We start from the raw sequence: 24895 nt of genomic DNA, 5'->3' as shown, positions 1-24895 counted from the left end.
CCAGCAGGAGGGGTACAACCACATGAGCTCAGACCGGCTGATTGCGGGGCGGTACCGACTAACGGATCCGATCGGCACCGGTGCGATGGGGGTCGTGTGGCGCGCGACCGACGTTCGGCTGCGACGCACCGTCGCGGTCAAGCAGCTGCTGCTGACGCCGGGCCTGACCCGGTCGCAGGCCGTCGAGGCCAGGATGCGGGCGATGCGTGAGGGGCGCATCGCCGCGCGCCTGCACCACCCCAACGCCGTCACCGTGTTCGACGTGGCCGAGGAGGACGGCCAGCCCTGGCTGGTCATGGAGTACGTGAACGCGGCCAGCCTGGCCGCGCGCATGCGGGAGAAGGGGCAGCTGCCGCCGGTCGAGGTCGCGCGGATCGGGGCCAAGGTCGCCGAGGCGCTGGCCGCGGCCCACAAGGCCGGCATCGTGCACCGCGATGTGAAGCCCGCCAATATCCTTGTCGCCGACGACGGGACGGTGAAGATCACCGACTTCGGCATCTCCCGGGCCACCGGCGACGTGACCGTCACCTCGACGGGGTTCCTGGCGGGCACTCCCGCCTACCTCTCGCCCGAGGTGGCGCGCGGGGAGAACCCGGAACCGACCTCCGACGTCTTCGCCCTGGGCTCGACGCTGTACGCGGCCGTGGAAGGCAAGCCGCCCTTCGGCGAGGGCGACAACCCCCTCGCGGTACTGCATTCGGTGGCGCGGGCGCAGGTGCCGCGGCCCGCGCACGCCGCGACCCTCGCGCCGGTGCTGATGGATCTGCTCGCCGCCGACGGGGCCGACCGGCCCACCATGGAACAGGCCGCCGAACGGCTGCACGCGGTCGCCGACGGGCGGGCTCCGGCCGTGCCGGTCCAGCCGACCAAGGTGCTGCCGTCGGTGAATGCCGTTGCCGCCGTGGACGCTTCGGCGGCCACGACCGTGCTGCCGGGCTCGCGGACGGGTGCGCCGAGCAATGCGGCCGACCCCACCATGCACGTCGACATGTCGACCGGCGGGCGTGGCACCGTGCCGCCGCCGGGAATCGGCTCGGGTGTGCGAACCGGTGGCGGGGAACGCAATCCGCGCCAGTTGGTGCTGGTCGCGGTCGGCGTCGTCGGCGCGATCGTGCTGGCCGTCGTGATCGCCCTGGCGGTCAACAACGGTGGCGGCGGCGGCACGCCGCAGGCGGACCAGGGCGGTTCGGCCCCGGCGTCGATCCCGGCCACCTCGCCGGAGAACCTGGGCCCGGCCGACGGCGGGCAGCAGCCCACCCGCAACAGCGGCGCGGGCGCGGCCACCCAGGCCCCGGGCACCACGCCCGCCCCGTCCTCGTCGGCGGCCCCGAGTTCCTCGGCGCATCCGACGACGACCCCGGCCACCACGACGCCGGCCGGTCCGCCGTCCGCCGCCTCGGTCGCCTCGTTCATCCAGGGCTACTACGGCATGCTGCCCGGCAATGTCAGCGGCGCGTGGGCGATGCTGTCGCCCGGCTATCAGGCGTCGACCGGCGGCTACAACAGCTACGCGCAGTTCTGGGGCGGCATTCGCTCGGTGAGCGTGGGCGCGGTGACGCCGCAGGGCGACAATCGCGCGGTGGTCGCGCTCACCTATGTGTCGAAGTCGGGGCAGGTGTCCTCCGAGAATCGCTGGATCCAGACCGACTCCTCGGGCGGGCATCTGACGATCGCGGCGTCGGGCCTGTAGCGCGGGCCCGGGGCCGGTGATCGCGCCCCGATAGGCTGGACCGGCTCCGCGCGCGGCGGGGCCGGTGCGCCGCGTTCTGCGGTCGCTCCTGGATGAGGGTGTGCGGAAGGAGCTCGGGTCGGTGGCGCGGTTGGACGCGGTGTTGTGGGATATGGACGGAACGCTGCTGGACTCGGAGAAGCTCTGGGACATGGCACTGCGGGAGCTGGCGGGGGAGTACGGGCGCGAGCTGACCGACGCGGTGCGGCACGCGCTGATCGGGGCGTCCGGCCCGAACGCGTACCGCATCTTGTTCGAGGGGCTCGGCATCGAGCACACCCCCGAAGCGGTCGAACGGGCCTCGGAGTGGATGGAAGCGCGGGTGACCGAGCTGTTCCAGGGGCCGGTGCCGTGGCGGCCGGGCGCGCGGGAAGCCCTCGATCTGCTGCGGGCGGCCGGGGTGCCGATGGCCCTGGTGACCAATACCAAGCGGTCGCTGGCGGAGTACGGGCTCGACACCATAGGTCGTGAATACTTCGGGGCCACCGTGTGCGCCGACGAGGTGCCGCACGGCAAACCCGCGCCGGACGTGTACCTGCGGGCCGCGCGGCTGCTCGGTGTCACACCGGAATTCACCGTGGCCATCGAGGATTCGCCGACCGGATCGATCGCCGCGCAGGAAGCCGGCTGCGCGCTGCTGGTGGTGCCGTGCGAGGTCCCGGTCCCGGACGCGCCCGGCCGCACCTTCCGCGACAGCCTGGTCGGGCTCGAGCTCGCGCACCTGAAGGACCTCGTGCGCGCGAATTCCTGACCCGTTCCCATTCGTCCAAGGCGGGCCGGGCCGGGTCGCCTACCCTGCGGATATGGACAGGGTGCTGGAATCGCTGCGCGGCGTGTGCGCCGGGCTGCCCGAGGTGGGCGAACGCGTCAGCCACGGCGAACCCGCGTGGTTCGCGGGCGGGAAGAAGATGTTCGTCATGTTCGCCGACCACCACCACGACGAACGGGTCGGATTCTGGTGCGCCGCACCGGCCGGGGTGCAGGCGGAACTGGTGGCGGCCGAGCCCGGACGGTTCTACCGGCCGCCGTACGTGGGCCATCGCGGATGGCTCGGGGTGTATCTGGACGTCGACGTGGACTGGGACGAAATCACCGAGATCGTCGAGGACGCCTACCGGACGGTGGCGACGAAACGCCTGATCGCGGAACTGGATCGGCGCATCGCCGCCACCTGAGCGGCTCAGCGCAAGGGGCCGAAGAAGGCCTGGAGATCGGTGGCCAGGCCGGCCGGGTCCTCCATGGCCGGGAAGTGCAGGCCGCGTTCGAATTCCGACCAGTGGGCATCGGCCGGGGCCGGGACGACCCGGCGCACGGTCTCATCCGCGCCGAAGATGGCGAAGCCCTGCGGCACCGCGGGCGGCGCACCCCACTCCGAGGAATGCGCCTGCTCGTAGAGCGTGTGCGCGGCCGAGACGCCCGAACCGGTGAACCAGTACAGGCTGATCGTGGTCAGCAGCTGATCGCGGTCGATCGGCAGATCGGTCCACGCCTCGAACTTCTCGGCGATCCAAGCCAATTGCAGCAGCGGCGAATCCACCAGGCCGTACCCGATGGTCTGCGGGCGGGAGTTCTGGATCGCCAGATAGCCCGAGCCCTCCCGGCGGAAGGCGTCCATCCGATCCAGGACCACCTTGTCCACCGGATCGTTCGGGTCCAGGCCCTCCGCCATGCCCGGCAGGAAGGTGGCGACATTCGCAGCGGTGAGCGGATCGGTGACCACGTGCACGCCGGTCACATGCTCGCCGTCCAGCGCCGCGACCAGACCCGACACCCCGCTGCCCACATCGCCGCCGTGCACCCCGTAGCGGTCGTAACCCAGGCGGGCCATCAGCTCGATCCACGCGCGGGCGGTGCGCGCCATGGTCCAGCCGGTTCCCGACAGCGGAGTGGACAGGGCGTATCCGGGCAGCGAGGGGGCGATCACGTGGAAGGCCGGGCCCTCGGCCGGATCGGTGAGCAGGCCGATCAGGCTCAGGAATTCGGCGACCGAGCTCGGGAATCCGTGGGTGATCAGCAGTGGACGGGCGTCCGGGCGCGGCGAGCGGACGTGCAGGAAGTGGATGTTCCGGCCGTCGATCTCGGTGGTGAACTGGGGGAAGGCGTTGAGCTTCGCTTCCTGTGCCCGCCAATCGAATTCGGTGCGCCAGTACCGGGCGAGCTCACGCAGCCGGGCCTCGGGGATGCCGCGCTCCCCGCCGGTGCCGGGCAGCTGGGCGGCCCAGCGGGCGCGATCCAGACGATCGTGCAGATAGTCGATCTCGGACTGGGGGACATCGAGGTGGAAGGGGCGAATCTCGGTGCTCATAAAGGTGTTCCGATCACTGGGAAGATCTCTTCCGAGGCTCTTCATCTTGCGCTTGGCACCCACGGTAGGAGCAATTGAGGAACGGTTCGTTCCGCAATAGGCGGATAGGATCGGCGCATGTTGGAAACCTCCGCCCGCCTGCTGCGACTGCTCTCGCTGCTGCAATCCCGCCGGGACTGGACCGGGTCCGAACTCGCCGCCCGCCTCGAGGTCACCGCGCGCACCATCCGCAAGGACATGGACCGGTTGCGCGAACTCGGGTATCCGGTGGAGGCGCGGCCCGGCGTGGACGGCGGCTACCGCCTCGGGCACGACGGGGCGCTGCCGCCGCTGCTGCTCGACGATGACGAGGCCGTCGCCGTGGCGATCGGATTACGCACCGCGGCAAGCGGTTCCATCCTCGGTATCGAGGAGATCTCACTGCGGGCGCTGACCAAACTCCAGCAGATCCTCCCGTCGCGACTGCGTCACCGCGTGAGCGCCTTCCAGCACGCCCTGCCCGTCCCGCTGCGCGGTCCGCGCGTGAGCCCCGACGCGCTCACCACGATCGCCGCCGCCTGCCGCGACCACGAACGCCTCCGCTTCGACTACCGCACCCACGGCGGCGCTGCCTCCCGCCGTTCGGTCGAGCCCTACCGCCTGGTCAACCACCGCCAGCGCTGGTACCTGCTGGCCTGGGACCTCGACCGCGACGACTGGCGCACCTTCCGTGTCGATCGCATGGACCCCCGCACCCCCGCGGGCCCCCGCTTCACCCCGCGCCCGCTGCCGCCCGATCCGGAGATCGCCGCCTTCGTCGAACGCGGAATCGGCTCCGCCACCTGGCATTTCCGTGCCCGTGTCATCGTGCACGCGCCCGCCGCCCACGTCCGCGCCCGCATCCCGATCCCTATCGACATCGAGGAACTCGACGAGCGGCGCTGCGCCTTCGAGCCCGGCTCCGACCACCCCGAGATGCTCGCCCTCTACCTGGGCCTGCTGGACGCCGACTTCGACATCGTCGACTCCCCAGAACTGGTCACCGCCCTGCGCACCCTGATCACCCGCTACCAGCGCGCCGTCACCACCGCCGGCTGACTCACTCCCCGCGAAAATGCGCGTCCAGCACCGGAACCGGATCCAACTCCGACACCAGATGCCCCGCATTGCAGTGATCGGTCAGATCCTTCCCGTCCCGCGCCTGCACCACGCGCACCCGGGCCACCGCATCGACCAGCGACTCCGCCACGCGCGCCGCGTGCCGATACCCGGGCGCATCGCGATCCGCCACCACCCACACCCGGCGCGCGCCCCGCAGCCACTCCGCGTGCTCCCGATACCACCCGCTCGCACCCCCGGCATTGCAGGTGGCCGTCAACCCCGCCCGCGTCGCGGTCAACACATCCGCCTCGCCCTCGCACACGAAGATGTCCCGCCCCTCCGCCACCGCCTCGATCACCTCCGGCAGATGGAACGGCAGCCGCTCGAAACCTCCGAATTCCCATCCGTTCTCGGTCAGCCGCCGCTGATAGAACGACTTCACATACCCCTGCCGATGCAACGTCCGCACCCGCACCACGCACCCGGCGGCACTCCCGTCCGGCCACCGATACACGTACGCCGCCATTCGCCGCGGCCTCCCGATCGGCGGCCCGAGGTCCTTCCGATGCACCGAAAGCGCCAGCCCCGCAGCGAGAATCGCCCGATCCGCCACGGCCGGCTCCGGTGCGCTCCGCCGCTGTCCCGTCCTCGGCTCCGGGGGCGCGTCGAACAGATCCCGCACCCGCAATCCGATGCGCGCCAACACCTCCACATCCGAGCATCCGGCGAAGCACCGCACGACCGTCCGTTGCCTCGACAGGTTGTAGACCACCCCCAGCGAGGCCCGATGCCGACGCCCGTCCGCCTCGTGCACCGGGCACAGATAGGTCGTCCACTCGGTCCCGCGCCTCCCCGGCCCGGACACCCGATTCAGTGCCCGGTTGACGGTCTCCCACGATCCGTGACTGCCCATGCGACCGGTCCTCTCGCTAACCGGTGTACCCCTCTGAACGCGGTTGTCAAACGGTGTGCGACACGTTGCCCTGCGGTGCCAATACCACATCAAAACTGGTGGGGCGCAGGAAAAGTGGCAATTCACAATCGGGGAGCTTTTCGGGCGTGTCGGGCGGTCGGTTCGTAAGAATGGGCCCATGGTTGCGGTTGGGCAGGGGAGCGTACCGGGGGTGGATGTCGGGCGGTATCCACTGGATTCGCCGGGGAGTGACGGGTGGCTGCGGGCGGTGGAGGGGGCGCGGGCCGAGCTGGCGGCGGGGGGATGTTGCGTCCTGCGCGGGTTCATCCGGCCCGAGCTGGTGGAGACGCTGCGGAGCGAGGGGGAGGAGCTGGCTCCGCGGGCGCACTACACCGTCGAGAACGTCAACGCGTACAACATTCCCTTCGACGCGGGGCTGCCCACCGATCATCCGGGGCGGATCGTGCTGCAGCGTGGAAACGCTTTCGTCGCACGGGATCTCATTCCACGTGAGGCGCTGATCCATCGGCTCTACGTCGACACCCGGTTCCAGCGGTTCGTGGCCGACTGCTTCGGGCTGGCCGAACTACACGAGTACAGCGATCCGCTGGCGGGACTGTGCCTCAATGTGGTCGCGCCGGGCCAGTCGCATCCGTGGCACTTCGACACCAACGAATTCACCGTCAGCATGCTCACCCAGGAGCCGGAAGACGGTGGGGTGTTCGAGTACTGCCCGGGCATCCGGTCGCGGGAGGCGGAGAACTTCGCCGACGTGCGCGCCGTGCTCACCGGCGACGGGGAACGGTTCATCCGCCGGCTGGCCCTGCGGCCCGGCGACCTGCAGTTGTTCCAGGGAAGGTTCTCGTTGCACCGGGTCGCACCGGTACACGGTGCGGTGCAACGGCATTCGGCGATCTTCGCCTACAGCGACAGTCCGGGACTGATCGGCACCGCCGAACGGACCCGGCAGCTGTTCGGGCGGGTGACGCCGGATCATCTGGCGGTCGGCGAGATCCGCGGCGACCGATTGCTCGACTGAGAGGGGACCAGCGCGTGCCGGTTTCGTTGCACAGTTCCACCGGAAAAGCCTCCTTCGACGACATCTACGATCGGCCCGATCCTCGCCAGTACTACGCCCGCATGGCCGAATTGGACTACCAGATACCGGAATTGGCGAAGCCGCACTTCCAGAAACTGCTCGACGAATACCGGTCCGCCACCGGCATCGCAGCCCCCGCGGTCCTCGACCTCGGCTGCTCCTACGGCGTCAACGCGGCCCTGCTGCGTCTCGACACCACCATGACCGAACTGTCCGGGCACTACCGCGGCCGCGACGCCGACGACACCGCCGCCCTGATCGACCGGGACCGCACCCTGCTGCGCTCCGGCGACCGGCTGCCTGGAGTCCGCTTCATCGGCATGGACGCCTCCCGCCCCGCCCTCGACTACGGCCGCGCCGCGGGCTTCCTCGACGAGGTCGTGCACGCCGACCTGGAATCGGCCGAACCCACCGAAGCCCAGCGGCAGACGCTGGCCGGGGCCGACCTGATCATCTCCACCGGCTGCGTCGGCTACATCACCGAGCACACCCTGCTGCGGGTGGCCCGCGCCCACGGCGGGAAACTCCCGTGGATGGCGCATTTCGTGCTGCGGATGTTCGCCTTCGACCCGATCGCCGCCCACCTGGAGACCCTCGGCTACCACACCGAACGGGCCCCCGGCGCGTACCGGCAGCGCCGCTTCGCCTCCCCGGACGAACAGGCGCGGGTGCTGAACGCCCTGGCGGACAAGGGAATCGACACCGCCGACGCCGAATCCGACGGCTGGCTCTACGCCCAGCTGTACCTGTCGCGGCCGAAACCCGGTACCGAGCGCGAAGACTGATCCCGCGGACCCGGAAATCGCGGGATTCACCTCGAAACGGGCGGGGCGAGCTACGGTGAAGTCGTGGCACCAGCGAAGATCGTGATCATCGGCGGTGGATTCGCGGGCGTGGAATGCGCCCGCTATCTGGAGCGACGCCTCCGGCCCGAGGAGGCGTTCGTCCAACTCGTCTCGCCGGACGCCGGACTGCTGTATCTGCCGCTGCTGCCGCAGGTCGCCTCCGGCACCCTCAACCCGCGCTCGGTGTCGGTGCCGCTGCGCCGGCTGCTGCGCCGCACCGAAGTGGTGCCCGGCATGGCCGTCGGCGTGGAGCCCGGCACCCGGCGGGTGGTGGTGCGCCGCACCCGCACCTCCGGTGTCGAAACCGCCCTCGAATACGACCATCTCGTCCTGGCGCCCGGCTCCATCACCCGCGTCATGGACGTTCCGGGGTTGCAGGAGCACGGGTTCGGCATGAAGACCTTGGCCGAGGCCATGTACCTGCGCGACCACGTACTGCGGCAGCTGGATATCGCCGCCATGCGCGGCGGCCTCGACGAGGACCAGGAACGGCTGAACTTCGTCACCATCGGCGCGGGCTACGCCGGAACCGAGACCGCCGCCGTCCTCAACAAGGTCTGCCGCGCCGCCGCCGGACGCTTCTTCCCCGAGGTCGAGTCGGGGATGGTGCGCTGGCACCTGGTCACCCGCGGCGACCGCATCATGCCCGAACTCGGCGACAAGCTCGGCGCGGAGGCGAAAAGGATTCTGGCCGAACGCGGCATCGAACTCATCACCGGCGCCTCCGCCGCGGAAGTCACCGCCAATGGCGTGAAACTCACCAACGGCCGATTCATCCCGTCCCGCACGGTGCTGTGGACCGCCGGGGTCGCGCCCAGCCCGCTGGCCGCGCATCTGGGCGCGGAAACCGACAAGGGCCGCATCGTCGCCCAGGCCGACCTGACGGTCCCGGGCCTGCCCGGCGTATGGGCCATGGGTGATGCGGCCGCCGTCCCCGACACCGTCGAAGGCGACGGTCAGGTCTGCGCGCCGACCGCGCAGCACGCCATGCGCCAAGGACGGCACCTGGGCAAGAACCTGGTCGCCACGCTGCGCGGCGAAACGCCCTCGCCCTACCGTCATCCGGACCTGGGCATGGTGGTCGATCTGGGCGGGCGCGACGCGCTGGCCCGGCCGCTCGGCCTCGGATTGCGTGGCGTGCCGGCACAATTCGTGGCGCGCGGCTACCACCTCATGGCGCTGCGCACCATCGTCGCCCGCGCCCGGGTGGCCTTCGACTGGGCCGTGCACGGTCTGGCCGGTGACGACTTCCTGCGCATCGGGTACGCCGACCACAAGGTCCACACCATCGGCGGCTTCGAACAATCCGGGTGCTACCTGCCCGCCGACGAGGTGCCGCGGGTGGTGAAGGAACTGGGCGACCCGGTGTGAACGAGACCGGTCGGTTCGGGCGAACCGGATAGCCGCATGAAAACTGTTGTCGCGCAGTAAAACCACATCCTGGTCGGTCCGTGGCGGTTTCGCGCGAAAATGTGGCGCCCGGACGGCAACGATGGCAAGAATGGTGGCGTGACCGCCGGGGGACGGTGACACGTGTGCACAGCCAGGCTGCCCCAACCCCATCGACCATGAGGACACCCCTTGAGCGACAGCACCTTCGCCTTCGACGAGCAGCTGCCCCGCGTCCCGCTGCCCACCCTGGAGGAGAGCTGCACCCGCTTCCTGCACTGGTGCGCGCCGCTGCTGACCTCCGACGAGTACGCGGCCACCGCCGCCACCGTCGAGGACCTGCTGCGCCCCGAGGGCCCCGCCCGCACCCTGCACGCGGACCTGGAGCGCTTCGACGCCACCCCGGGCGTCGGCAGCTGGCTCGACGAGTTCTGGCCCTCCCGCTATCTGGGCCGCCGCGACCGAATCGCGTTGAACGCCAACTTCTTCTTCCTGTTCCGCGATGACACCGCGCTGGCCAGCTCCACCGGCGCCGAGCAGAGCGAACGCGCCGCGGCCCTGATCTCGGCGGCGGTGAACTACAAGCTGCGCCTGGACGCCGAGGAGATCCCGCCCGCCACCCAGCGCGGCACGCGACTCAATATGGCGCAGAACAAGTTCCTGTTCTCCGAAACGCGTATTCCCGGCGCACCGCAGGACACCGTGCGCGTGCCCTACAGCGACGACTGGCCCGGACACTCCGAAGCCCGCCACATCGTGGTCTTCTACCGCGGCAACATGTTCCGGATGGACGTCATCGGCGCCGGCGGCGTCCCGCACACCCCCGAGGACCTCACCGACGGCCTGCGCGCGGTCATGAAGGCCGGGGCGCGGCGGGCCGCCACCAACTCCGCCGCCGGGCACCTCACCACCATGGCGCGCGCCGACTGGGCCCCGCTGTACACCGCCCTGCGCCCCGCCAACGCCGCCGCCTTCGAGACCATCGAGACTGCGCTGTTCTGCGTCTGCCTCGAGGACTTCGCGCCCCGCGACACCCTGCACGCCTGCGACCAGCTGCTGCACGGCGACAGCGGCAACCGCTGGTTCGACAAGGCGGTGTCGTTCATCGTCTTCGCCGACGGCGAGGCCGGCATCAATGTCGAGCACTGCGGCCTGGACGGCACCACCATCCTGTCCTTCGTCGACACCCTGCTCGAAGCGCCCGTCGGCGACCACGCCGCGCAATCCGGGGCGCAGGCGCAGGGCCTGCCCGCCGTCGAACCCGTCGAGTTCACCTTCGGCCCCGAGGCCCGCACCGAGATCGCCTCGGCCGCCGCCTCGTTCGCCCAGTTCGCCGCCGACACCGCCACCTCCACGGTGTCGTTCGACTTCGGCACCCAGCGCGCCAAGAAGCTCGGCATCTCCCCGGACGCGCTGGCCCAGCTGAGCTACCAGCTCGCGCACCGCCGCAGCAAGGGCCTCAACGGGGCGACCTACGAGTCCATTGCCACCCGCCAGTTCCGTAACGGCCGCACCGAGGCCATGCGCGTCATCACCCACGAAATGCTGGATTTCGTTGCGGCCATGGAGGATCCGTCCGTGGACCGGGACCGCAAACTGGTGGCCCTGCGCACCGCCGCCGAGGCGCACGTGCGTCGCGCCCAGGAATGCCAGCGCGGCGAGGCCCCCGAACAGCACCTGTGGGAGCTGCAGTGGATCCAGCGCCGCCGCGGCGAACAGCTCGGCGCGACCGAGGCGATGCCGTTCTTCGACAGCCCCGGCTGGACCATCACTCGCGACGACTACCTGAGCACCAGCTCCGCGCCGTCGGTGAACATCCAGTACTTCGGTTTCGGCTCCACCAGCCCCAAGTGCATCGGCATCGCCTACGTGCTGCTGCCCGACCGCTGGAACCTCTACCTGGCCACGCCCAAGCACGTCGCGCGGCAGATGCACGAGTTCGCCGACCAGCTGCGGGTGGCCGTGGCCGAACTCACCGAACTGCTCACCGTATAACCGATTGCGGGGAGTGTGCGCTCGTCTGAGAGAATCACTCCCCGTGAAATCTTTCGAAGCCCTGTTCGCCGAGCTGCAGGATCGTGCCGCCAACCGCCCCGAGGGGTCGGGCACCGTCGCCGCCCTGGACGCCGGCGTGCATGCGCAGGGCAAGAAGGTGCTCGAGGAAGCCGGCGAGGTCTGGATCGCGGCCGAGTACCAGAGCGACGACGAGCTCTCCGAGGAGATCTCGCAGCTGCTGTATTGGGTGCAGGTGCTGATGGTGGGCCGCGGGCTGCGGCTCGAGGACGTGTACCGACATCTGTGACGCCCCGGTCGCTCCGCACACCCCGTGCGGAGCGACCGTTCCGTCCCCCGTCGGCCCCGTCTTCCCTTCCCATTCCGAAAGGACCTCCCCAATGCTTCGCGTCGCAGTCCCGAACAAGGGCGCCCTGTCCGAATCCGCCGTCGGCATCCTCACCGAGGCGGGCTACCGCAAGCGCACCGACTCCCGTGAACTGAGCGTGCTCGACCCGGTCAACCAGGTCGAGTTCTACTTCCTGCGGCCCAAGGACATCGCCATCTACGTCGGCTCCGGCGAGCTCGACCTCGGCATCACCGGCCGCGACCTGGCCCTGGATTCCGGTGCCCCGGTGCAGGAGCGCCTCGCCCTGGGCTTCGGCCGCTCCACCTTCCGCTACGCCGCCCCCGCCGGGCGCGAATGGAAGGTCGAGGACCTGCAGGGCAAGCGCATCGCCGCCTCCTACCCGAACCTGGTCCGGGGCGATCTGAAGGCGCGCGGCCTCGAGGCCGAGGTCATCCGCCTCGACGGCGCGGTCGAGATCTCCATCCAGCTCGGCGTCGCCGACGCCATCGCCGACGTGGTCGGCTCCGGCCGCACCCTGCGCCAGCACAACCTGGTCGCCTTCGGCGAGTCGCTGTGCGACTCCGAGGGCGTGCTGATCGAGGCCGAGGGCGCGGACCAGGACGACAAGGCCCGCAACCAGCTCGTCGCCCGCATCCAGGGCGTGGTCTTCGCCCAGCAGTACCTGATGCTGGACTACGACTGCCCCAAGGCGCTACTGGACCGGGCCGTCGAGATCACCCCCGGCCTGGAGTCGCCGACCGTGTCCCCGCTCACCGACCCCGACTGGGTCGCGGTGCGCGCGCTGGTGCCGCGCAAGAACGGCAACGAGCTCATGGACCGGCTCGCCGACCTGGGCGCCAAGGCCATCCTGGCCACCGACATCCGGTCCTGCCGCGCCTTCTGATCCCGCAGCCGGGTCAGGCCGGGCCGGGTTCCGGCTCGTCCTGACCGGACGGGAAAGGCGGTGGCGTGCCGCCGAATTCGGGGCATAGTCGCTTGAAATCGCAGTACTGGCACATCCAGCCCGGGCTGGGCGGGAACTCGCCGGTCTCGGCGGCGGTGACGATGGCCGCCCACAGCGCCGACAGGATCCGCTCGAAGCGCAGCAGCTCCTCCGGATCCGGGGCGTAGGTCAGGGTGACGCCGTCGGCCAGGTACATCAGCCGCAGCTGCGCCGGGGCCCGGCCCTGGGTGCGGAGCAGGACCAGGGCGTAGAACTTCAGCTGGAACAGCGCCCGGGTCTCGTACGCCAGGCCCGGGGCGCGGCCGGTCTTGTAGTCGATGACGTGCAGCTCACCGTCGGCCGAGCGGTCGATGCGGTCCACGATGCCGCGCAGCGGGGTGCCGTCGGGCAGATCGGCCTCGATGAAGGTCTCGCAGGACTCGGGCTCGAACCCGGCCGGATCCTCCAGCCGGAAGTACACGTCCACCAGCTTGCGCACCTCGGCCAGGAACCCGGGCAGCTCCTCGTCCGGGATCAGCGACTCCACCTCGGGCCGGGACTGGCGCACCCCGGTCCAGGCGGGTTCGACGAGCGCGGCCGCGGCCGCCACGTCCCGCTCGGTGGCGGGCAGCCCGAACAGCGCCTCGAGCACGGCGTGCACCACCGTGCCGCGCACCGCCGCCCGCGAGGGCGGCTCGGGGATCTGATCGATCACCCGCAGCCGGTACTTGAGCGGGCACTGCTTGAAATCGATTGCGCGCGAAGGGGACAGCGCGGGTCCCCGCGGCGCGAACCGCTCTGTCTCCGGGGTACTGATCGCGTCGACCGACATACCTGGCAGGCTAAACGCAGGCACCGACAAGGTGCGCACGAATTCGCCGCAGCACAATCGCAGCGACGCACGTTTCACGACAACACGCAGAACGGAGTTTCATGACGGCCAGACGGACCGGCCCTTTCCAGATCGGTGACCGGGTACAGCTGACCGACGCCAAGGGGCGCAAGTTCACGGTGATCCTGGAGGAGGGCAAGGAGTTCCACACCCACGCCGGGCACATCAAGCACGACGACCTCATCGGTTCCGACGAGGGCTGTGTGGTGAACTCCGCCAAGAACACCCCCTACCTGGCGCTGCGCCCCCTGCTCACCGATTACGTGCTGTCTATGCCGCGCGGCGCGGCGGTCATCTACCCCAAGGACTCCGCCCAGATCGTGCACGAGGGCGACATGTTCCCCGGCGCGAAGGTGCTCGAGGCCGGGGCCGGGTCGGGCGCGCTGACCTGCTCGCTGCTGCGCGCGGTCGGCCCCGAGGGCAAGGTCATCTCCTGGGAGATCCGCGAGGACCACGCCGAGCACGCCGTCAAGAATGTCGAGCGATTCTTCGGCGAACGCCCCGAGAACTGGGAACTGACCCTGGGCGATGTGACCGAGTACGCCGGTGAGCAGGTCGACCGGGTGGTCCTGGACATGCTCAAGCCCTGGGAGGCCCTCGAGGCGGTCTCCAAGGCGCTCATCCCCGGCGGTGTCTTCCTGGCCTACGTGGCCACCACCACGCAGCTGTCCGAGGTGGTCGAGGGTCTGCGCCGCCAGGGCTGCTGGACCGAGCCCACCGCGTGGGAGTCCATGGTCCGCCCGTGGCACGTGGTCGGCCTGGCCGTGCGCCCCGAGCACCGCATGCAGGGCCACACCGCCTTCCTGGTGAAGGCCCGCCGCCTGGCCGAGGGCGTCACCGCGCCGCGCCCGCAGCGCCGCCCGTCCAAGGGCTGATTCGAACGCACGATGGCACCTCGGCGCGGGCATCACGTGATGCCCGCCCCGAGGTGCCATCGGTTTGCCGGCCTGCCGTTATTGGCAGGCGGCGCGGGCCATTCCGAGGACGGTGCAGGCGCCCGCGTCGGAGAGCTTCCAGGCGCCGTCGGAGTACTGGAACGCCATCGGGACGTCGGGCATGGTGCCGTGCGGGGAGGTCACGCCGACCTTGGCGTCGGCCTTGGTGCCGTCCTGTTTGATCTCGCCGACAGTGAAACTGACCTGGTAATGAGCGAGTCCCTGGTTCATGGTCTCGATATTTCCGAGACGCTTGTCGCCGTCGACGACTAGTTTGGCTTTGTCGGCGGCCGGTTTTGCCGGGTCGGCGAAGGCCGTGAGGACGCTCTGCAGGCTCTCCGCGGTCGGCGCGGGCGCGGCGGCGGCCGACGACACGGACGTATTCGTGGGCGACGAACCCTTGTCGTCGGAGCTACATGCGGTCACAGTTGCGGTAACGGCCGCGAGGGCCGCCACGGTAGCCAGGGAAACACGAAGCGTCCGGGAGACGTTGCGCATACCAGGAGTACGACTGGTGGGAAGGAGCATCAACGGCACCTTTCGGCTCGGGCCGGCGTTAACTCGCCGGAAACAGGTTAGGGCAGGCTAACATGCCTGTCCGGCCCGTGGGCCGCAGCCTAGATGTGATCACGACGAAACCATGTCGGAAAGCGGGAACGGTTAGAGCCCGGTAGCGTTGATAGACCGGGACTGGGAGGAGCAGCATCATGAGCCCCATCGAACATTCGGATTCGGCAGCCTGGAGGGAACTCGAGGCCGTACGTGCCGAGGCAGCTGCACTCCGGAGGCAACTCGCCGACACGCCCGATCGCACACGGGAATTGGAAGCGCGTGTTGATTCGCTGACGATTCGCAACACCAAGTTGATGGACACCCTCAAGGAAGCGCGCCAGCAACTGGTCGCTCTCCGTGAGGAAGTGGATCGCCTCGGCCAGCCACCCTCGGGCTACGGCGTTCTCATCGGTGTGTACGACGATCAGACGGTCGATGTGTTCACCTCCGGACGCAAGATGCGGCTGACCTGTTCGCCGAACATCGACACCACCACCCTCACCTACGGCCAGACCGTTCGCTTGAACGAGGCGCTGACCGTGGTGGAGGCTGGGCACTTCGACGCCATCGGCGAAATCGGCACGCTGCGTGAGATTCTCGACGACGGCCGCCGGGCCCTGGTCGTCGGGCACGCCGACGAGGAGCGCGTGGTCTGGCTCTCCGGTCCGCTGTCCGCGCTGGTGGACGTGGACGACCTCGAGGACCCGGATCGCCCGATTCGCAAACTGCGCCCGGGTGATTCGCTGCTGGTCGACACCAAGGCCGGCTTCGCCTTCGAGCGGATCCCCAAGGCCGAGGTCGAGGACCTGGTGCTGGAAGAGGTCCCGGATGTCAACTACGAGGACATCGGTGGCCTGTCCCGCCAGATCGAGCAGATCCGCGACGCCGTCGAATTGCCGTTCCTGCACAAGGATCTGTTCCGCGAATACGCGCTGCGCCCGCCCAAGGGCGTGCTGCTCTACGGTCCTCCCGGTTGCGGTAAGACGCTGATCGCCAAGGCCGTCGCCAACTCGCTCGCCAAGAAGATCGCCGAGGCGCGCGGTGAGGACGCCAAGGAAGCCAAGTCGTTCTTCCTCAACATCAAGGGCCCCGAGCTGCTCAACAAGTTCGTGGGTGAGACCGAGCGCCACATCCGGATCATCTTCCAGCGGGCCCGCGAGAAGGCGTCCGAGGGCACCCCGGTGATCGTGTTCTTCGACGAGATGGACTCCATCTTCCGCACCCGCGGTTCGGGCGTCTCCTCCGACGTGGAGACCACCGTTGTGCCGCAGCTGCTCTCGGAGATCGACGGTGTCGAGGGCCTGGAGAACGTCATCGTGATCGGCGCCTCCAACCGCGAGGACATGATCGACCCCGCGATCCTGCGGCCCGGCCGTCTGGACGTGAAGATCAAGATCGAGCGGCCCGATGCCGAAGCGGCGCAGGACATCTTCTCCAAGTACCTGACCGAGACGCTCCCGCTGCGCTCCGACGATCTCAACGAGTTCGACGGCGATCGCGGCAAGTGCGTGCAGGCCACCATCGAACGCGTGGTGGACCGCATGTACGCCGAGAGCGACGACAACCGCTTCCTGGAGGTCACCTACGCCAACGGTGACAAGGAAGTCCTGTACTTCAAGGACTTCAACTCCGGCGCCATGATCCAGAACATCGTGGACCGGGCCAAGAAGTACGCCATCAAGTCGGTCCTGGAAACCGGCAACCCGGGTCTGAGCATCCAGCATCTCTACGATTCGATCGTGGACGAGTTCTCCGAGAACGAGGACCTGCCCAACACCACGAATCCCGATGACTGGGCTCGCATCTCGGGTAAGAAGGGCGAGCGCATCGTCTACATCCGCACCTTGGTGACGGGGAAGAACGCCAGCGCCAGCCGTGCCATCGACACCGAGTCCAACACGGGTCAGTACCTGTAGGGTTCGGAAAAGCCAAGAGGCCCGTCTCCTTTCGGAGGCGGGCCTCTTCGTCTGCGGGGAAGCCGAAGCCGCGGCTCAGCTTCCGGGGACGAAGCCCGGGTAGACCCAGTGGCTGACCCCGCCGCCGGGGGCCAGGTAGCCGGTGACATTGGGGAAGTTCATCGACAGCCGCTTGAGCTGGTGCGGGTTGCCGTCGGCGTCGGCCTGGAAGCAGCTGGTGGTGACGCCGTGGAAACCGGAGCAGACGATCCGGGTCGAGTTGCCGAAGGGCGAGGTCAGACGGGCGCGGTCGACCAGGGGGTTCCAGTAGTCGAGGTCGCTGGGGGTCAGGAAGCCCTTGGCTTCGAAGACGTAGATCGCGCTGTTCGGCTGCTGGACCGGCCAATCGTCGGCCGAGGCGGTGCCGGCGCCGAGGGTGAAGGCGGCTCCGGTGACGACGGCGGCCGTGGCCAGCCGGGTGACGCTGCGGGTGATCGTGTTCATGTACCCCTCCATGGAACGTCGATAGACACTGCGCGCATCAGTATCACACCAGCGCGCGATCCTCGGTCCAGTCCACGTGCAGGCGGCGTTCCCGGAAGAGCCACCGCTCGCCGTCGCGGGCGAAGGTGTCGGCGTAGCGGATGTTCATGACGAAAATCCGGGAACCGGTGGCGTCGTCGTAGACATGGGAGGCGGTGCAATACGTCTCGCCGCGAACCGCGTCGCCGGCGAAGTCCAGCAGCTGATTCGCGATGAGGTGCTGGGTGACGCGGTAGCGGTCGAGGGGTTCCATGGCCGCCTCGATCCCGGCGCGCCCGCGGACCGTGGTGGCGGGCCGGCCGGATCCCCAGTCGATGACCAATGTGCCGTCCTCGGTGAAGAGTTCGGCGATGGCGGCGTCGCGGCGGCGATCGGCATGGGCCGCATAACGCTCGGTCAGTTCGCGCAGGGCGAGGCGGTCGGGCAGATTGTCCATGTCCCTTCCTAACGCTCGTTCGGTCGCCCGGTATTCGATCCGGCCCACTGGCCGGGAAACTGTTCCCCAAATGTCGCCGTGTTTTACCTGCCCGCCATCGCGGGAGGTGGAACATCAGGAGATGGCGAATGTGCGAGCGGCGCTGGTGCAGACGAGCTGGACCGGCGACAAAGAGTCGATGATCAAGGCGCACGAGGATTACGCGCGTCAGGCGGCCGCGGCCGGGGCGAAGGTGATCTGCTTCCAGGAGTTGTTCTACGGGCCCTACTTCTGCCAATTGCAGGACACCAAGTTCTACGACTACGCCGAATCGGTGCCGGGCCCGACCGTGGAGCGATTCGCGGCGCTGGCCCGCGAACTCGGCCTGGTCATGGTGCTGCCGGTGTACGAACAGGAACAGCCCGGCCTGCTCTACAACACCGCGGCGGTGGTCGACGCCGACGGCAGCTATCTCGGCAAATACCGCAAACACCACATTCCACACGTGAACGGATTCTGGGAGAAGTTCTACTTCCGGCCCGGAAATCTGGGCTGGCCCGTCTTCGATACCGCGGTCGGCCGGATCGGCGTCTACATCTGCTACGACCGGCATTTCCCCGAGGGCTGGCGGGCGCTGGGCCTGGCGGGCGCGGAGATCGTGTTCAACCCCTCGGCCACCTCGCGCGGCCTGTCGAGTTATCTGTGGAAACTCGAGCAGCCCGCCTCGGCGGTGGCCAACGAATACTTCATCGGGGCCATCAACCGGGTGGGCATCGAGGAATACGGGGACGACGACTTCTACGGCACCAGCTACTTCGTCGACCCGGAGGGCCAATTCGTGGGGGAGGTGGCCTCCGACACCGCGCCCGAACTCCTCGTGCGCGATCTGAACATGGACCTGATCAAGGTGGTGCGCGACCGCTGGGCCTTCTACCGCGACCGCCGACCCGACGCCTACGGAAAGCTGGTGGAGCCGTGAGCATCACCTTCATCCACGGCGGAACCGTGGTGTCCGCCACCGGAACCCAACCCCTCGACGTCCTCATCGACGGCAAGACCATTGCCGCGGTGGTCCGGCCGGGCTCCACCGCGCTGGGCGCCGACCTGGCCGCGGCCGCCGACACCGTCATCGACGCCACCGGCAAGTACGTGATCCCCGGCGGCGTCGACCCGCACACCCACATGCAGCTGCCCTTCGGCGGCACCGAGGCCTCCGACACCTTCGAGACCGGGACCCGCGCCGCGGCGTGGGGCGGCACCACCACCATCGTCGACTTCGCGGTGCAGAAACCGGGGGAGCGGGTGCAGGACAGCCTCGCGCAGTGGCACGAGAAGGCGGACGGGCGCTGCGCCATCGACTACGGGTTCCACCAGATCGTCGGCTCGGTGGACGCCGAATCCCTGAAGGGCATGAGCGAATTGGTGGCCGAGGGCGTCACCAGTTTCAAACTGTTCATGGCTTACCCGGGCGTCTTCTACTCCGACGACGGGCAGATCCTGCGCGCCATGCAAACCGCCGGTGACCTGGGCGCGATGCTGATGATGCACGCGGAGAACGGGATCGCCATCGACGTGCTCGTCGCGCAGGCCCTCGCCCGCGGCGAGACCGCCCCGGTGTATCACGGCCTGACTCGGCCGTGGCAGATGGAGGAGGAGGCCACGCACCGCGCGATCATGCTGGCGCAGTTGACCGGTGTGCCGCTCTACGTCGTGCACGTCTCCGCCAAACAGGCCCTGGAACAGATCGCCGAGGCGCGGGGCAAGGGGCAGAACGTGTTCGGCGAGACCTGCCCGCAGTACCTGTACCTGTCCCTGGAGGAGAACCTGGACGCACCGGGATTCGAGGGCGCGAAATGGGTGTGCTCGACCCCGCTGCGCGCCCGCGCCGAAGGGCATCAGGACGAGCTGTGGCGCTACATCCGCACCGGCGACGTCTCCACCGTCGCGACCGACCACTGCCCGTTCTGCATGAAGGACCAGAAGGAACTCGGGCTCGGCGATTTCAGCAAGATCCCCAATGGGATCGGCGGCGTCGAACACCGCCTCGACCTGATGTTCCAGGGCGTGAAGGACGGTCGGATCTCGCTCGAGAAATGGGTGGAGGTGTGCTGCACCGCCCCGGCCCGGATGTTCGGGCTGTACCCGCGCAAGGGTGTGATCAGCCCCGGCGCGGACGCCGATGTGGTGATATATGACCCGAACGGGCACACCAGCATCGGGGTCGGCAAGACCCACCACATGAACATGGACCACTCGGCCTACGAGGGCTTCGAGATCGACGGCCACGTGGACACCGTGCTCGCGCGCGGCCGGGTGATCGTCGACGGCGGGCAGTACCTGGGCAGCGCCGGGCACGGCCGATTCCTGAAACGCGGTCTGTCGCAGAGTCTCATCTGACCCATCGGCTACGAGGGGAGAGTTCCGGCATGGACATCGGTGTGGTGTTGCAGTGCAACCCGCCCGCCTCCCGGGTGATCGAACTGGCCAGAATCGCGGAGACGCACGGATTCTCGCACGTGTGGACCTTCGATTCGCACCTGCTGTGGCAGGAGCCGTACGTCATCCACAGCCAGATCCTCGCCGCCACCCGGCGTGTCGTGGTCGGGCCCATGGTGACCAATCCTGCGACCCGCGACTGGACGGTCACCGCGTCCACCTTCGCCACCCTCAACGACATGTTCGGCAATCGCACCGTCTGCGGGATCGGCCGCGGCGATTCGGCCGTGCGCACCCTGGGCGGCCGGCCCGTGAACCTGGCGACGCTGCGCGAATCCATCGGGGTCATCCGGGAATTGGGCAATGGCCGCAGCGCGCGGATCGGGGACACGGTGATCCACTTCCCGTGGGCGAGCCGGTCGCGGCTGCCGGTGTGGGTGGCCGGATACGGGCCGCGCGCCCTGGAACTCGCCGGGGAGGTGGGCGACGGGTTCATCCTGCAGCTCGCCGATCCCGACATCACCGCCTGGACCATCGCCCGCGTGCGCGCGGCCGCCGAACGCGCGGGCCGCGATCCGGCCGAGATCACCCTCTGCGTGGCCGCCCCGGCCTACGTCACCGACGGCACGCCCGAGGCTCTGGCCCACGCGCGCGAGCAGTGCCGCTGGTTCGGCGGGATGGTCGGCAACCATGTTGCTGAGATCGTGGCCCGCTACGGCACACACTCCGAGGTGCCCGCCGCGCTGACCGACTACATCGCGGGCCGCCACGGGTACGACTACAACGAGCACGGCCGGGCCGGGAACACCCACGCCGATTTCGTGCCCGACGAGATCGTGGACCGGTTCTGCGTGCTCGGCACCCCCGACCAGCACCTGGCCCGCCTGCGTGAACTCGAGGCGCTGGGCGTCGACCAGTTCGCGGTCTATCTGCAGCACGACGCCAAGACCGCGACCCTCGACGCGTACGGCGAATCGGTCCTGCCGCGCCTCGCGCCCGCGACCGATGCCACAGTCCACGACTGATTGTGATGTAGATCACAGTTTTATCAAACCGATATAAACGCAGATGGAACACGTTCTACCGTGTAACTCCGGTCGGGTTGCTGAAAGTTCCCCGGACAAAGGCCTTCCCTTTGATTGTGAACCGTGGATGATTCACATGCCCGACATGTCATGGATAGATGAGGAGTAGCAAGTGACCGGATCCGCTGAGGATTTCCTGGCTGCAGTTCTGATCAAGACCATCACGGGTCTGTTCAGCGGCAGCGCCGGTGGTAGCACCCAGCCGACCGCCTGAACGTAGCAAGAAACCGAGGGCCCATCGAATCGCGCGGGATTCGGTGGGCTTTCGGCATTTCCGCGGCCGCCTCCCGCATTCTCGGGGTGTCATGTCGTAGCTTGATCACTCGTGAAGAAGCTGACCGCAGTGACAGTGGTTCTGGTTCTTTCGACAACCCTGGGGCAGGTCTCCGCGAGAGCGGAGACCGATCCGCCGCCGCCCGGGGTGGTGGCGCCGTCCGCCGGGGTGCCGAATCCGCTACAGCAGTGGATCGACGAGCACGTGCCCGCGCCGCTGAACATGGTTCCGCGCGCGTCGCGGCCGGTCGCGGCGCCGGAGGATCTGCCGCCCGAGCTGACGGCGTTGTGGAGCGCCGTGCAGTCCCCGCCGACCGGGGATCCGCTGTTCGACGCCTGGCCCGCCGATCTCGCCCGCTACGAGCCCGGTGAGATTCTGGATTCGCGGGACGTGACGGACTCGGCGCGGCCGACCATGCTGCTGCTGAACCTCACCGGCATCTCGCGCGCCACGCTCCTGAAGTTCCGCACCACCAACTCCGCGGGCGAGCCCTCGATCGGCACCGCCACCCTGGTCCTGCCGCCGAAGGAATGGGCCGGGCCCGGGCCGCAGCCGGTGCTGGTGAACGCGCCCGCCACCAATTCGCTCAACAAGCGGTGCACCCCCGGGTACGTGATGGCCCACGGCATGGAGGTGCCGACCGGCAACGACTTCACGCCGTCACCGACCACCTGGGCGCTCGAGCACGGGTACGCGCTCATCATCCCCGACCACGAGGGGCCGCTGATGGCCTACTCGGAGCCGTCGGTCGCCGGGCACAATGTGCTGGACTCGATGCGCGCGGTGCGCGGCTTCGCCCCGGATCAGTTCGGCAGCAGTCGTTTCGCATCGACCGGCTACTCCGGCGGGGCGATCGCGTCGAACGCCGCGGCCATGCTGGTGTCGGACTACGCGCCGGAGCTGCTCCCGTATTACGCGGGTGCGAGCTTCGGGGGACTGGTCAGCGACTATCGCCGCTTCGCCCACACCTTCGACGGCTCCTACATCTCCGCGTTCCTACTCAGCACCGTGCTCGCGCTCGGCCGGGAGCACCCGGAGATCCTCGGCCTCATGAACCACGCGGCGCAGTGGCTGGCGACCTCGCCGATCAAGGACAACTGCAGCGGCAGTTTCGGTGCGCTCGGGATCGCGCCCATCCCGGTCGACATCATGGCCAAGGTCGACAAGCCCCTGGACAGCGCGGCGGCCGAATCGGTGTTCCAGCAGCTGAGCATGCAGGGCCGGAAATCGGGTGTGCCGCTGTTCATCTACCACGGCGTCCACGATCCGTGGGTCCCCGTGTCGGAGGCCGAGGAACTGTGGCGCGAGCAGTGCGGGCTGGGGGTGGCGGCGACGAAGAACATCGTCGGTGGTGAGCACCTCGCCGCCTATGTCAGCTCCTACGGCGCGACCATGGACTGGCTGGATCGACGCCTGCGCGGCGAGCCTGCCACGGGAGACTGCGCCGCGCCCGCGGGCGGCCGATGACGCCGGTTCAGCGCAGCAGATCTCCGATCAGCACCCGGGTGTCGGGGACGAACGGCCAGTGCGGGTCCTCCAGGTAGGAGCGCAGCTCCTCGTCGCTCCACCACCAGCCGTCCACGATCTCCTCGGGCTGATGGGTGATGGGGCCGTCGTAGCGCAGCTCGTAGGCGAACAGGTGGCAGCGCATCGGCCGTCCCTCCCACTCGCCGTCCCAGGCCGCGGCGGCCAGTGGCAGCGGCCGGTCGTCGTGCGGGCCCAGCACGATGCCCAGTTCCTCGCCCAGTTCGCGGACCGCGGCCTCGGCCGGATCCTCGCCCGGCCCCAGCACACCGCCGGCCAGGCAGTCGTGCATGCCCGCGAAGACCGCCTTGGTGTCGGTCCGCTTGTGCACGTACACCTTCGACCCGTCGAGCGACCGCACCAGCACCCCCGCGCTGGCATGCCAGAGGCCCTGCTCGTACACCGCGGCGCGCTCCTGTGCGCCGACCTCGTGTCCGACCGCGTCGTACACCGCGATCATCTCCGGCATCTCCGGGCCCTCCTCGCTGCCGCGCCGCGGGACCCGGCGCTCTGAACAGCACTTTAGTGATGCCGCCGGGCGGGCGAGCGATACGGTCGGGTATCCGGCGCGCCGCGGTTCCACCGGCTGTCGTGAGGGGGCCGCCGGGGCCCGGGCGGCGGCGTAGCCTCAGGGGCGCAACCGTTTTCGTCAGGGAGGACGAGACCATGCCACTGCCGCGGACACTGGCGAGGATCAATCGCCGGATCAGTAATCCGGTGCTGGGGATCGCGGCTCGCGTCACGCCGCTGTTCGGGGTCGTGGTGCACCGGGGACGCAAGTCGGGGCGGGTGTACCGGTCCCCGGTCATGGTCTTCCGGCGCGAGGACGGCTACCGGATCGCGCTGACCTACGGGCGGAACGCGGACTGGCTGAAGAACATTCGCGCCGCGGGCAGCTTCGAGTTCGAGACCCGCGGGCGCACCGTCACCCTCACCGATCCGGTGCTCGGGCACGACGCCAGCGCGTCCTGGGCGCCGCCGCTGGTGCGGCAGGTGCTGGTGGGCCTGAACGCCGCGGACTATGTCCAGGCCCGGCCCGTGGACCGCTGACGGGCGGCATGCTCGAAATTTGCCGGGGGTGGTTCGAGGCGGGGCGGCGACCGTTCAGCGCACCCGGAGCCGGATGATGACGCAGCCCTGCTGCCAGCTCTGGTAGGCGTCGGCCCGATTCGGATTGCCGTCGGCGTCGAATCCGATGCCGTTGAACTTCGCCCACTGCTTGTTGTGGCGGGCGATGGCCTCGGAGAGTCGGACGACGGTGTCCTCGTCAGCGAGCACCTCCGCGTCGGCGATGCGCTTCGGGCCCCCGAACGACACTTTCAGGGGGACGTCCTTGCGGATATTGCTCACCCACGGATGCTTGGCGGTGCCGATCAGGATCTCGCCCTCGTGGCGGGTGTAAGCCAGCGGCACGTCGTATTGCCTGCCCGACTTGCGGCCCACCACGTGCAGCACGCACAACCGCTTGCCGACCTGACCCGACAGGACCGGCACGCGCAGCAGGCCGCGGATGAAGGCATTGAGCAGGTTCTGATGCCCGCGGATGGGCTCGGGGCCGGTGGTGCTCGGGGTTCCGTAGGGATCGGTGGCAGGCTTCTGGTCGGTCATGCCGACCTCCTTCGCTGAAATGCGTTGCACGGCAGTCACACCCGGCATCGAGTATAGGCGGCGCGGCCGAGTGGGCCGGACCATCGTCGCTC

The 24895-nt window shown here is 69.0% G+C and carries 25 protein-coding genes; 17 read left to right on the top strand and 8 right to left on the bottom strand.

Annotated features, from left to right (window positions below):
• The first annotated feature begins 22 nt into the window (after positions 1–22).
• From ACQP06_RS20335 to ACQP06_RS20325, 3 genes are all read left to right on the top strand, one after another.
• Positions 23–1690: a serine/threonine-protein kinase gene (locus tag ACQP06_RS20335; protein ID WP_433666103.1), complete on the top strand. Its 1668-nt coding sequence runs from the start codon at positions 23–25 to the stop codon at positions 1688–1690.
• A gap of 100 nt (positions 1691–1790) precedes the next feature.
• A complete protein-coding gene (locus ACQP06_RS20330) occupies positions 1791–2480 on the top strand; it encodes an HAD family hydrolase (RefSeq protein WP_433666102.1) in 690 nt (229 codons plus the stop codon).
• A 52-nt stretch (positions 2481–2532) separates the two neighbouring features.
• Positions 2533–2904, top strand: a complete 372-nt coding sequence (locus ACQP06_RS20325; protein WP_433666101.1) for an MmcQ/YjbR family DNA-binding protein — start codon at positions 2533–2535, stop codon at positions 2902–2904.
• Between the two features lie 5 nt (positions 2905–2909).
• Here the strand turns inward: ACQP06_RS20325 and ACQP06_RS20320 are convergent, their stop codons facing one another.
• Positions 2910–4034, bottom strand: a complete 1125-nt coding sequence (locus ACQP06_RS20320) for an epoxide hydrolase family protein (RefSeq protein WP_433666100.1) — start codon at positions 4032–4034, stop codon at positions 2910–2912.
• A 117-nt stretch (positions 4035–4151) separates the two neighbouring features.
• Between ACQP06_RS20320 and ACQP06_RS20315 the strand changes: the two genes are divergently transcribed.
• Positions 4152–5111 (top strand): helix-turn-helix transcriptional regulator, encoded by a 960-nt coding sequence (locus ACQP06_RS20315; RefSeq protein ID WP_433666099.1) that lies wholly within the window; start codon positions 4152–4154, stop codon positions 5109–5111.
• A 1-nt stretch (position 5112) separates the two neighbouring features.
• Here the strand turns inward: ACQP06_RS20315 and ACQP06_RS20310 are convergent, their stop codons facing one another.
• A complete protein-coding gene (locus ACQP06_RS20310) occupies positions 5113–6027 on the bottom strand; it encodes a toprim domain-containing protein (protein WP_433666098.1) in 915 nt (304 codons plus the stop codon).
• A 178-nt stretch (positions 6028–6205) separates the two neighbouring features.
• Here ACQP06_RS20310 and ACQP06_RS20305 point away from each other — a divergent pair, with 178 nt between their 5' ends.
• From ACQP06_RS20305 to hisG, 6 genes are all read left to right on the top strand, one after another.
• Positions 6206–7066 (top strand): HalD/BesD family halogenase, encoded by an 861-nt coding sequence (locus ACQP06_RS20305; RefSeq protein ID WP_433666097.1) that lies wholly within the window; start codon positions 6206–6208, stop codon positions 7064–7066.
• A 14-nt stretch (positions 7067–7080) separates the two neighbouring features.
• Positions 7081–7911 carry a class I SAM-dependent methyltransferase gene (locus tag ACQP06_RS20300; protein ID WP_433666096.1) on the top strand — a complete coding sequence of 277 codons (831 nt, stop codon included), beginning with the start codon at positions 7081–7083 and terminating at the stop codon, positions 7909–7911.
• A 63-nt stretch (positions 7912–7974) separates the two neighbouring features.
• Positions 7975–9342, top strand: a complete 1368-nt coding sequence (locus tag ACQP06_RS20295; RefSeq protein WP_433666095.1) for an NAD(P)/FAD-dependent oxidoreductase — start codon at positions 7975–7977, stop codon at positions 9340–9342.
• 210 nt (positions 9343–9552) lie between these two features.
• Complete coding sequence (locus ACQP06_RS20290) at positions 9553–11355, top strand: choline/carnitine O-acyltransferase (protein WP_433666094.1); 1803 nt, start codon at positions 9553–9555, stop codon at positions 11353–11355.
• Between the two features lie 43 nt (positions 11356–11398).
• Positions 11399–11662, top strand: a complete 264-nt coding sequence (locus tag ACQP06_RS20285) for a phosphoribosyl-ATP diphosphatase (RefSeq protein ID WP_357085381.1) — start codon at positions 11399–11401, stop codon at positions 11660–11662.
• A 91-nt stretch (positions 11663–11753) separates the two neighbouring features.
• Entirely contained in the window at positions 11754–12605 is an 852-nt protein-coding gene (gene hisG / locus ACQP06_RS20280) for an ATP phosphoribosyltransferase (protein ID WP_433666093.1), read from the top strand.
• Between the two features lie 13 nt (positions 12606–12618).
• Here the strand turns inward: hisG and ACQP06_RS20275 are convergent, their stop codons facing one another.
• Positions 12619–13476, bottom strand: a complete 858-nt coding sequence (locus ACQP06_RS20275) for a RecB family exonuclease (protein ID WP_433666092.1) — start codon at positions 13474–13476, stop codon at positions 12619–12621.
• Between the two features lie 101 nt (positions 13477–13577).
• Between ACQP06_RS20275 and ACQP06_RS20270 the strand changes: the two genes are divergently transcribed.
• On the top strand, positions 13578–14411 hold the full coding sequence (locus ACQP06_RS20270; protein WP_433666091.1) for a tRNA (adenine-N1)-methyltransferase: 834 nt from the start codon (positions 13578–13580) through the stop codon (positions 14409–14411).
• 78 nt (positions 14412–14489) lie between these two features.
• Here ACQP06_RS20270 and ACQP06_RS20265 read toward each other — a convergent pair whose 3' ends face one another.
• Positions 14490–14846 (bottom strand): hypothetical protein, encoded by a 357-nt coding sequence (locus ACQP06_RS20265; RefSeq protein WP_433666090.1) that lies wholly within the window; start codon positions 14844–14846, stop codon positions 14490–14492.
• A gap of 332 nt (positions 14847–15178) precedes the next feature.
• On the opposite strand from ACQP06_RS20265, the gene arc reads away from it, so the two are divergent.
• Positions 15179–16939: a proteasome ATPase gene (arc, locus tag ACQP06_RS20260; RefSeq protein ID WP_357085391.1), complete on the top strand. Its 1761-nt coding sequence runs from the start codon at positions 15179–15181 to the stop codon at positions 16937–16939.
• Positions 16940–17014: 75 nt separating this feature from the next.
• Here arc and ACQP06_RS20255 read toward each other — a convergent pair whose 3' ends face one another.
• Positions 17015–17422, bottom strand: a complete 408-nt coding sequence (locus ACQP06_RS20255) for a hypothetical protein (RefSeq protein WP_433666089.1) — start codon at positions 17420–17422, stop codon at positions 17015–17017.
• A 43-nt stretch (positions 17423–17465) separates the two neighbouring features.
• Positions 17466–17897 (bottom strand): nuclear transport factor 2 family protein, encoded by a 432-nt coding sequence (locus tag ACQP06_RS20250; protein ID WP_433666088.1) that lies wholly within the window; start codon positions 17895–17897, stop codon positions 17466–17468.
• Positions 17898–18018: 121 nt separating this feature from the next.
• On the opposite strand from ACQP06_RS20250, the gene ACQP06_RS20245 reads away from it, so the two are divergent.
• From ACQP06_RS20245 to ACQP06_RS20230, 4 genes are all read left to right on the top strand, one after another.
• On the top strand, positions 18019–18855 hold the full coding sequence (locus tag ACQP06_RS20245) for a nitrilase-related carbon-nitrogen hydrolase (protein ID WP_433666087.1): 837 nt from the start codon (positions 18019–18021) through the stop codon (positions 18853–18855).
• Positions 18852–20273 carry a dihydropyrimidinase gene (gene hydA, locus ACQP06_RS20240; RefSeq protein WP_433666086.1) on the top strand — a complete coding sequence of 474 codons (1422 nt, stop codon included), beginning with the start codon at positions 18852–18854 and terminating at the stop codon, positions 20271–20273. The genes ACQP06_RS20245 and hydA overlap by 4 nt, the downstream gene beginning before the upstream one ends.
• A 29-nt stretch (positions 20274–20302) precedes the next feature.
• Positions 20303–21337, top strand: coding sequence for a TIGR03842 family LLM class F420-dependent oxidoreductase (locus ACQP06_RS20235; RefSeq protein WP_433666085.1), 1035 nt, complete (start codon positions 20303–20305; stop codon positions 21335–21337).
• A 403-nt stretch (positions 21338–21740) separates the two neighbouring features.
• Positions 21741–23138 carry a lipase family protein gene (locus tag ACQP06_RS20230; RefSeq protein WP_433666084.1) on the top strand — a complete coding sequence of 466 codons (1398 nt, stop codon included), beginning with the start codon at positions 21741–21743 and terminating at the stop codon, positions 23136–23138.
• A gap of 7 nt (positions 23139–23145) precedes the next feature.
• Here ACQP06_RS20230 and ACQP06_RS20225 read toward each other — a convergent pair whose 3' ends face one another.
• Positions 23146–23664 (bottom strand): NUDIX hydrolase, encoded by a 519-nt coding sequence (locus tag ACQP06_RS20225; RefSeq protein ID WP_433666083.1) that lies wholly within the window; start codon positions 23662–23664, stop codon positions 23146–23148.
• Between the two features lie 197 nt (positions 23665–23861).
• Here ACQP06_RS20225 and ACQP06_RS20220 point away from each other — a divergent pair, with 197 nt between their 5' ends.
• Complete coding sequence (locus tag ACQP06_RS20220; protein ID WP_433666082.1) at positions 23862–24245, top strand: nitroreductase family deazaflavin-dependent oxidoreductase; 384 nt, start codon at positions 23862–23864, stop codon at positions 24243–24245.
• A gap of 54 nt (positions 24246–24299) precedes the next feature.
• Here ACQP06_RS20220 and ACQP06_RS20215 read toward each other — a convergent pair whose 3' ends face one another.
• Positions 24300–24803 (bottom strand): nitroreductase/quinone reductase family protein, encoded by a 504-nt coding sequence (locus ACQP06_RS20215; protein WP_433666081.1) that lies wholly within the window; start codon positions 24801–24803, stop codon positions 24300–24302.
• Between the last annotated feature and the right edge of the window lie 92 nt (positions 24804–24895).

The sequence above is a fragment of the Nocardia sp. CA-136227 genome (genome assembly GCF_050955695.1).
Taxonomy (GTDB): Bacteria; Actinomycetota; Actinomycetes; order Mycobacteriales; family Mycobacteriaceae; genus Nocardia.
The sequence above is the reverse complement of the archived record's forward strand: the minus strand, read 5'-3'. Positions and strand labels throughout refer to the sequence as shown.

Excerpts from the sequence above, each read along its gene's own strand:
- ACQP06_RS20250 (WP_433666088.1), bottom strand. The coding sequence starts at position 17,897 with ATGGACAATCTGCCCGACCGCCTCGCCCTGCGCGAACTGACCGAGCGT.
- ACQP06_RS20255 (WP_433666089.1), bottom strand. The coding sequence starts at position 17,422 with ATGAACACGATCACCCGCAGCGTCACCCGGCTGGCCACGGCCGCCGTC.
- ACQP06_RS20325 (WP_433666101.1), top strand. The coding sequence starts at position 2,533 with ATGGACAGGGTGCTGGAATCGCTGCGCGGCGTGTGCGCCGGGCTGCCC.
- ACQP06_RS20225 (WP_433666083.1), bottom strand. The coding sequence starts at position 23,664 with ATGCCGGAGATGATCGCGGTGTACGACGCGGTCGGACACGAGGTCGGC.
- ACQP06_RS20335 (WP_433666103.1), top strand. The coding sequence starts at position 23 with ATGAGCTCAGACCGGCTGATTGCGGGGCGGTACCGACTAACGGATCCG.
- ACQP06_RS20215 (WP_433666081.1), bottom strand. The coding sequence starts at position 24,803 with ATGACCGACCAGAAGCCTGCCACCGATCCCTACGGAACCCCGAGCACC.
- ACQP06_RS20305 (WP_433666097.1), top strand. The coding sequence starts at position 6,206 with ATGGTTGCGGTTGGGCAGGGGAGCGTACCGGGGGTGGATGTCGGGCGG.
- ACQP06_RS20220 (WP_433666082.1), top strand. The coding sequence starts at position 23,862 with ATGCCACTGCCGCGGACACTGGCGAGGATCAATCGCCGGATCAGTAAT.
- ACQP06_RS20315 (WP_433666099.1), top strand. The coding sequence starts at position 4,152 with ATGTTGGAAACCTCCGCCCGCCTGCTGCGACTGCTCTCGCTGCTGCAA.
- arc (WP_357085391.1), top strand. The coding sequence starts at position 15,179 with ATGAGCCCCATCGAACATTCGGATTCGGCAGCCTGGAGGGAACTCGAG.
- ACQP06_RS20245 (WP_433666087.1), top strand. The coding sequence starts at position 18,019 with ATGGCGAATGTGCGAGCGGCGCTGGTGCAGACGAGCTGGACCGGCGAC.
- ACQP06_RS20270 (WP_433666091.1), top strand. The coding sequence starts at position 13,578 with ATGACGGCCAGACGGACCGGCCCTTTCCAGATCGGTGACCGGGTACAG.
- ACQP06_RS20235 (WP_433666085.1), top strand. The coding sequence starts at position 20,303 with ATGGACATCGGTGTGGTGTTGCAGTGCAACCCGCCCGCCTCCCGGGTG.
- ACQP06_RS20320 (WP_433666100.1), bottom strand. The coding sequence starts at position 4,034 with ATGAGCACCGAGATTCGCCCCTTCCACCTCGATGTCCCCCAGTCCGAG.
- hisG (WP_433666093.1), top strand. The coding sequence starts at position 11,754 with ATGCTTCGCGTCGCAGTCCCGAACAAGGGCGCCCTGTCCGAATCCGCC.
- ACQP06_RS20275 (WP_433666092.1), bottom strand. The coding sequence starts at position 13,476 with ATGTCGGTCGACGCGATCAGTACCCCGGAGACAGAGCGGTTCGCGCCG.
- ACQP06_RS20310 (WP_433666098.1), bottom strand. The coding sequence starts at position 6,027 with ATGGGCAGTCACGGATCGTGGGAGACCGTCAACCGGGCACTGAATCGG.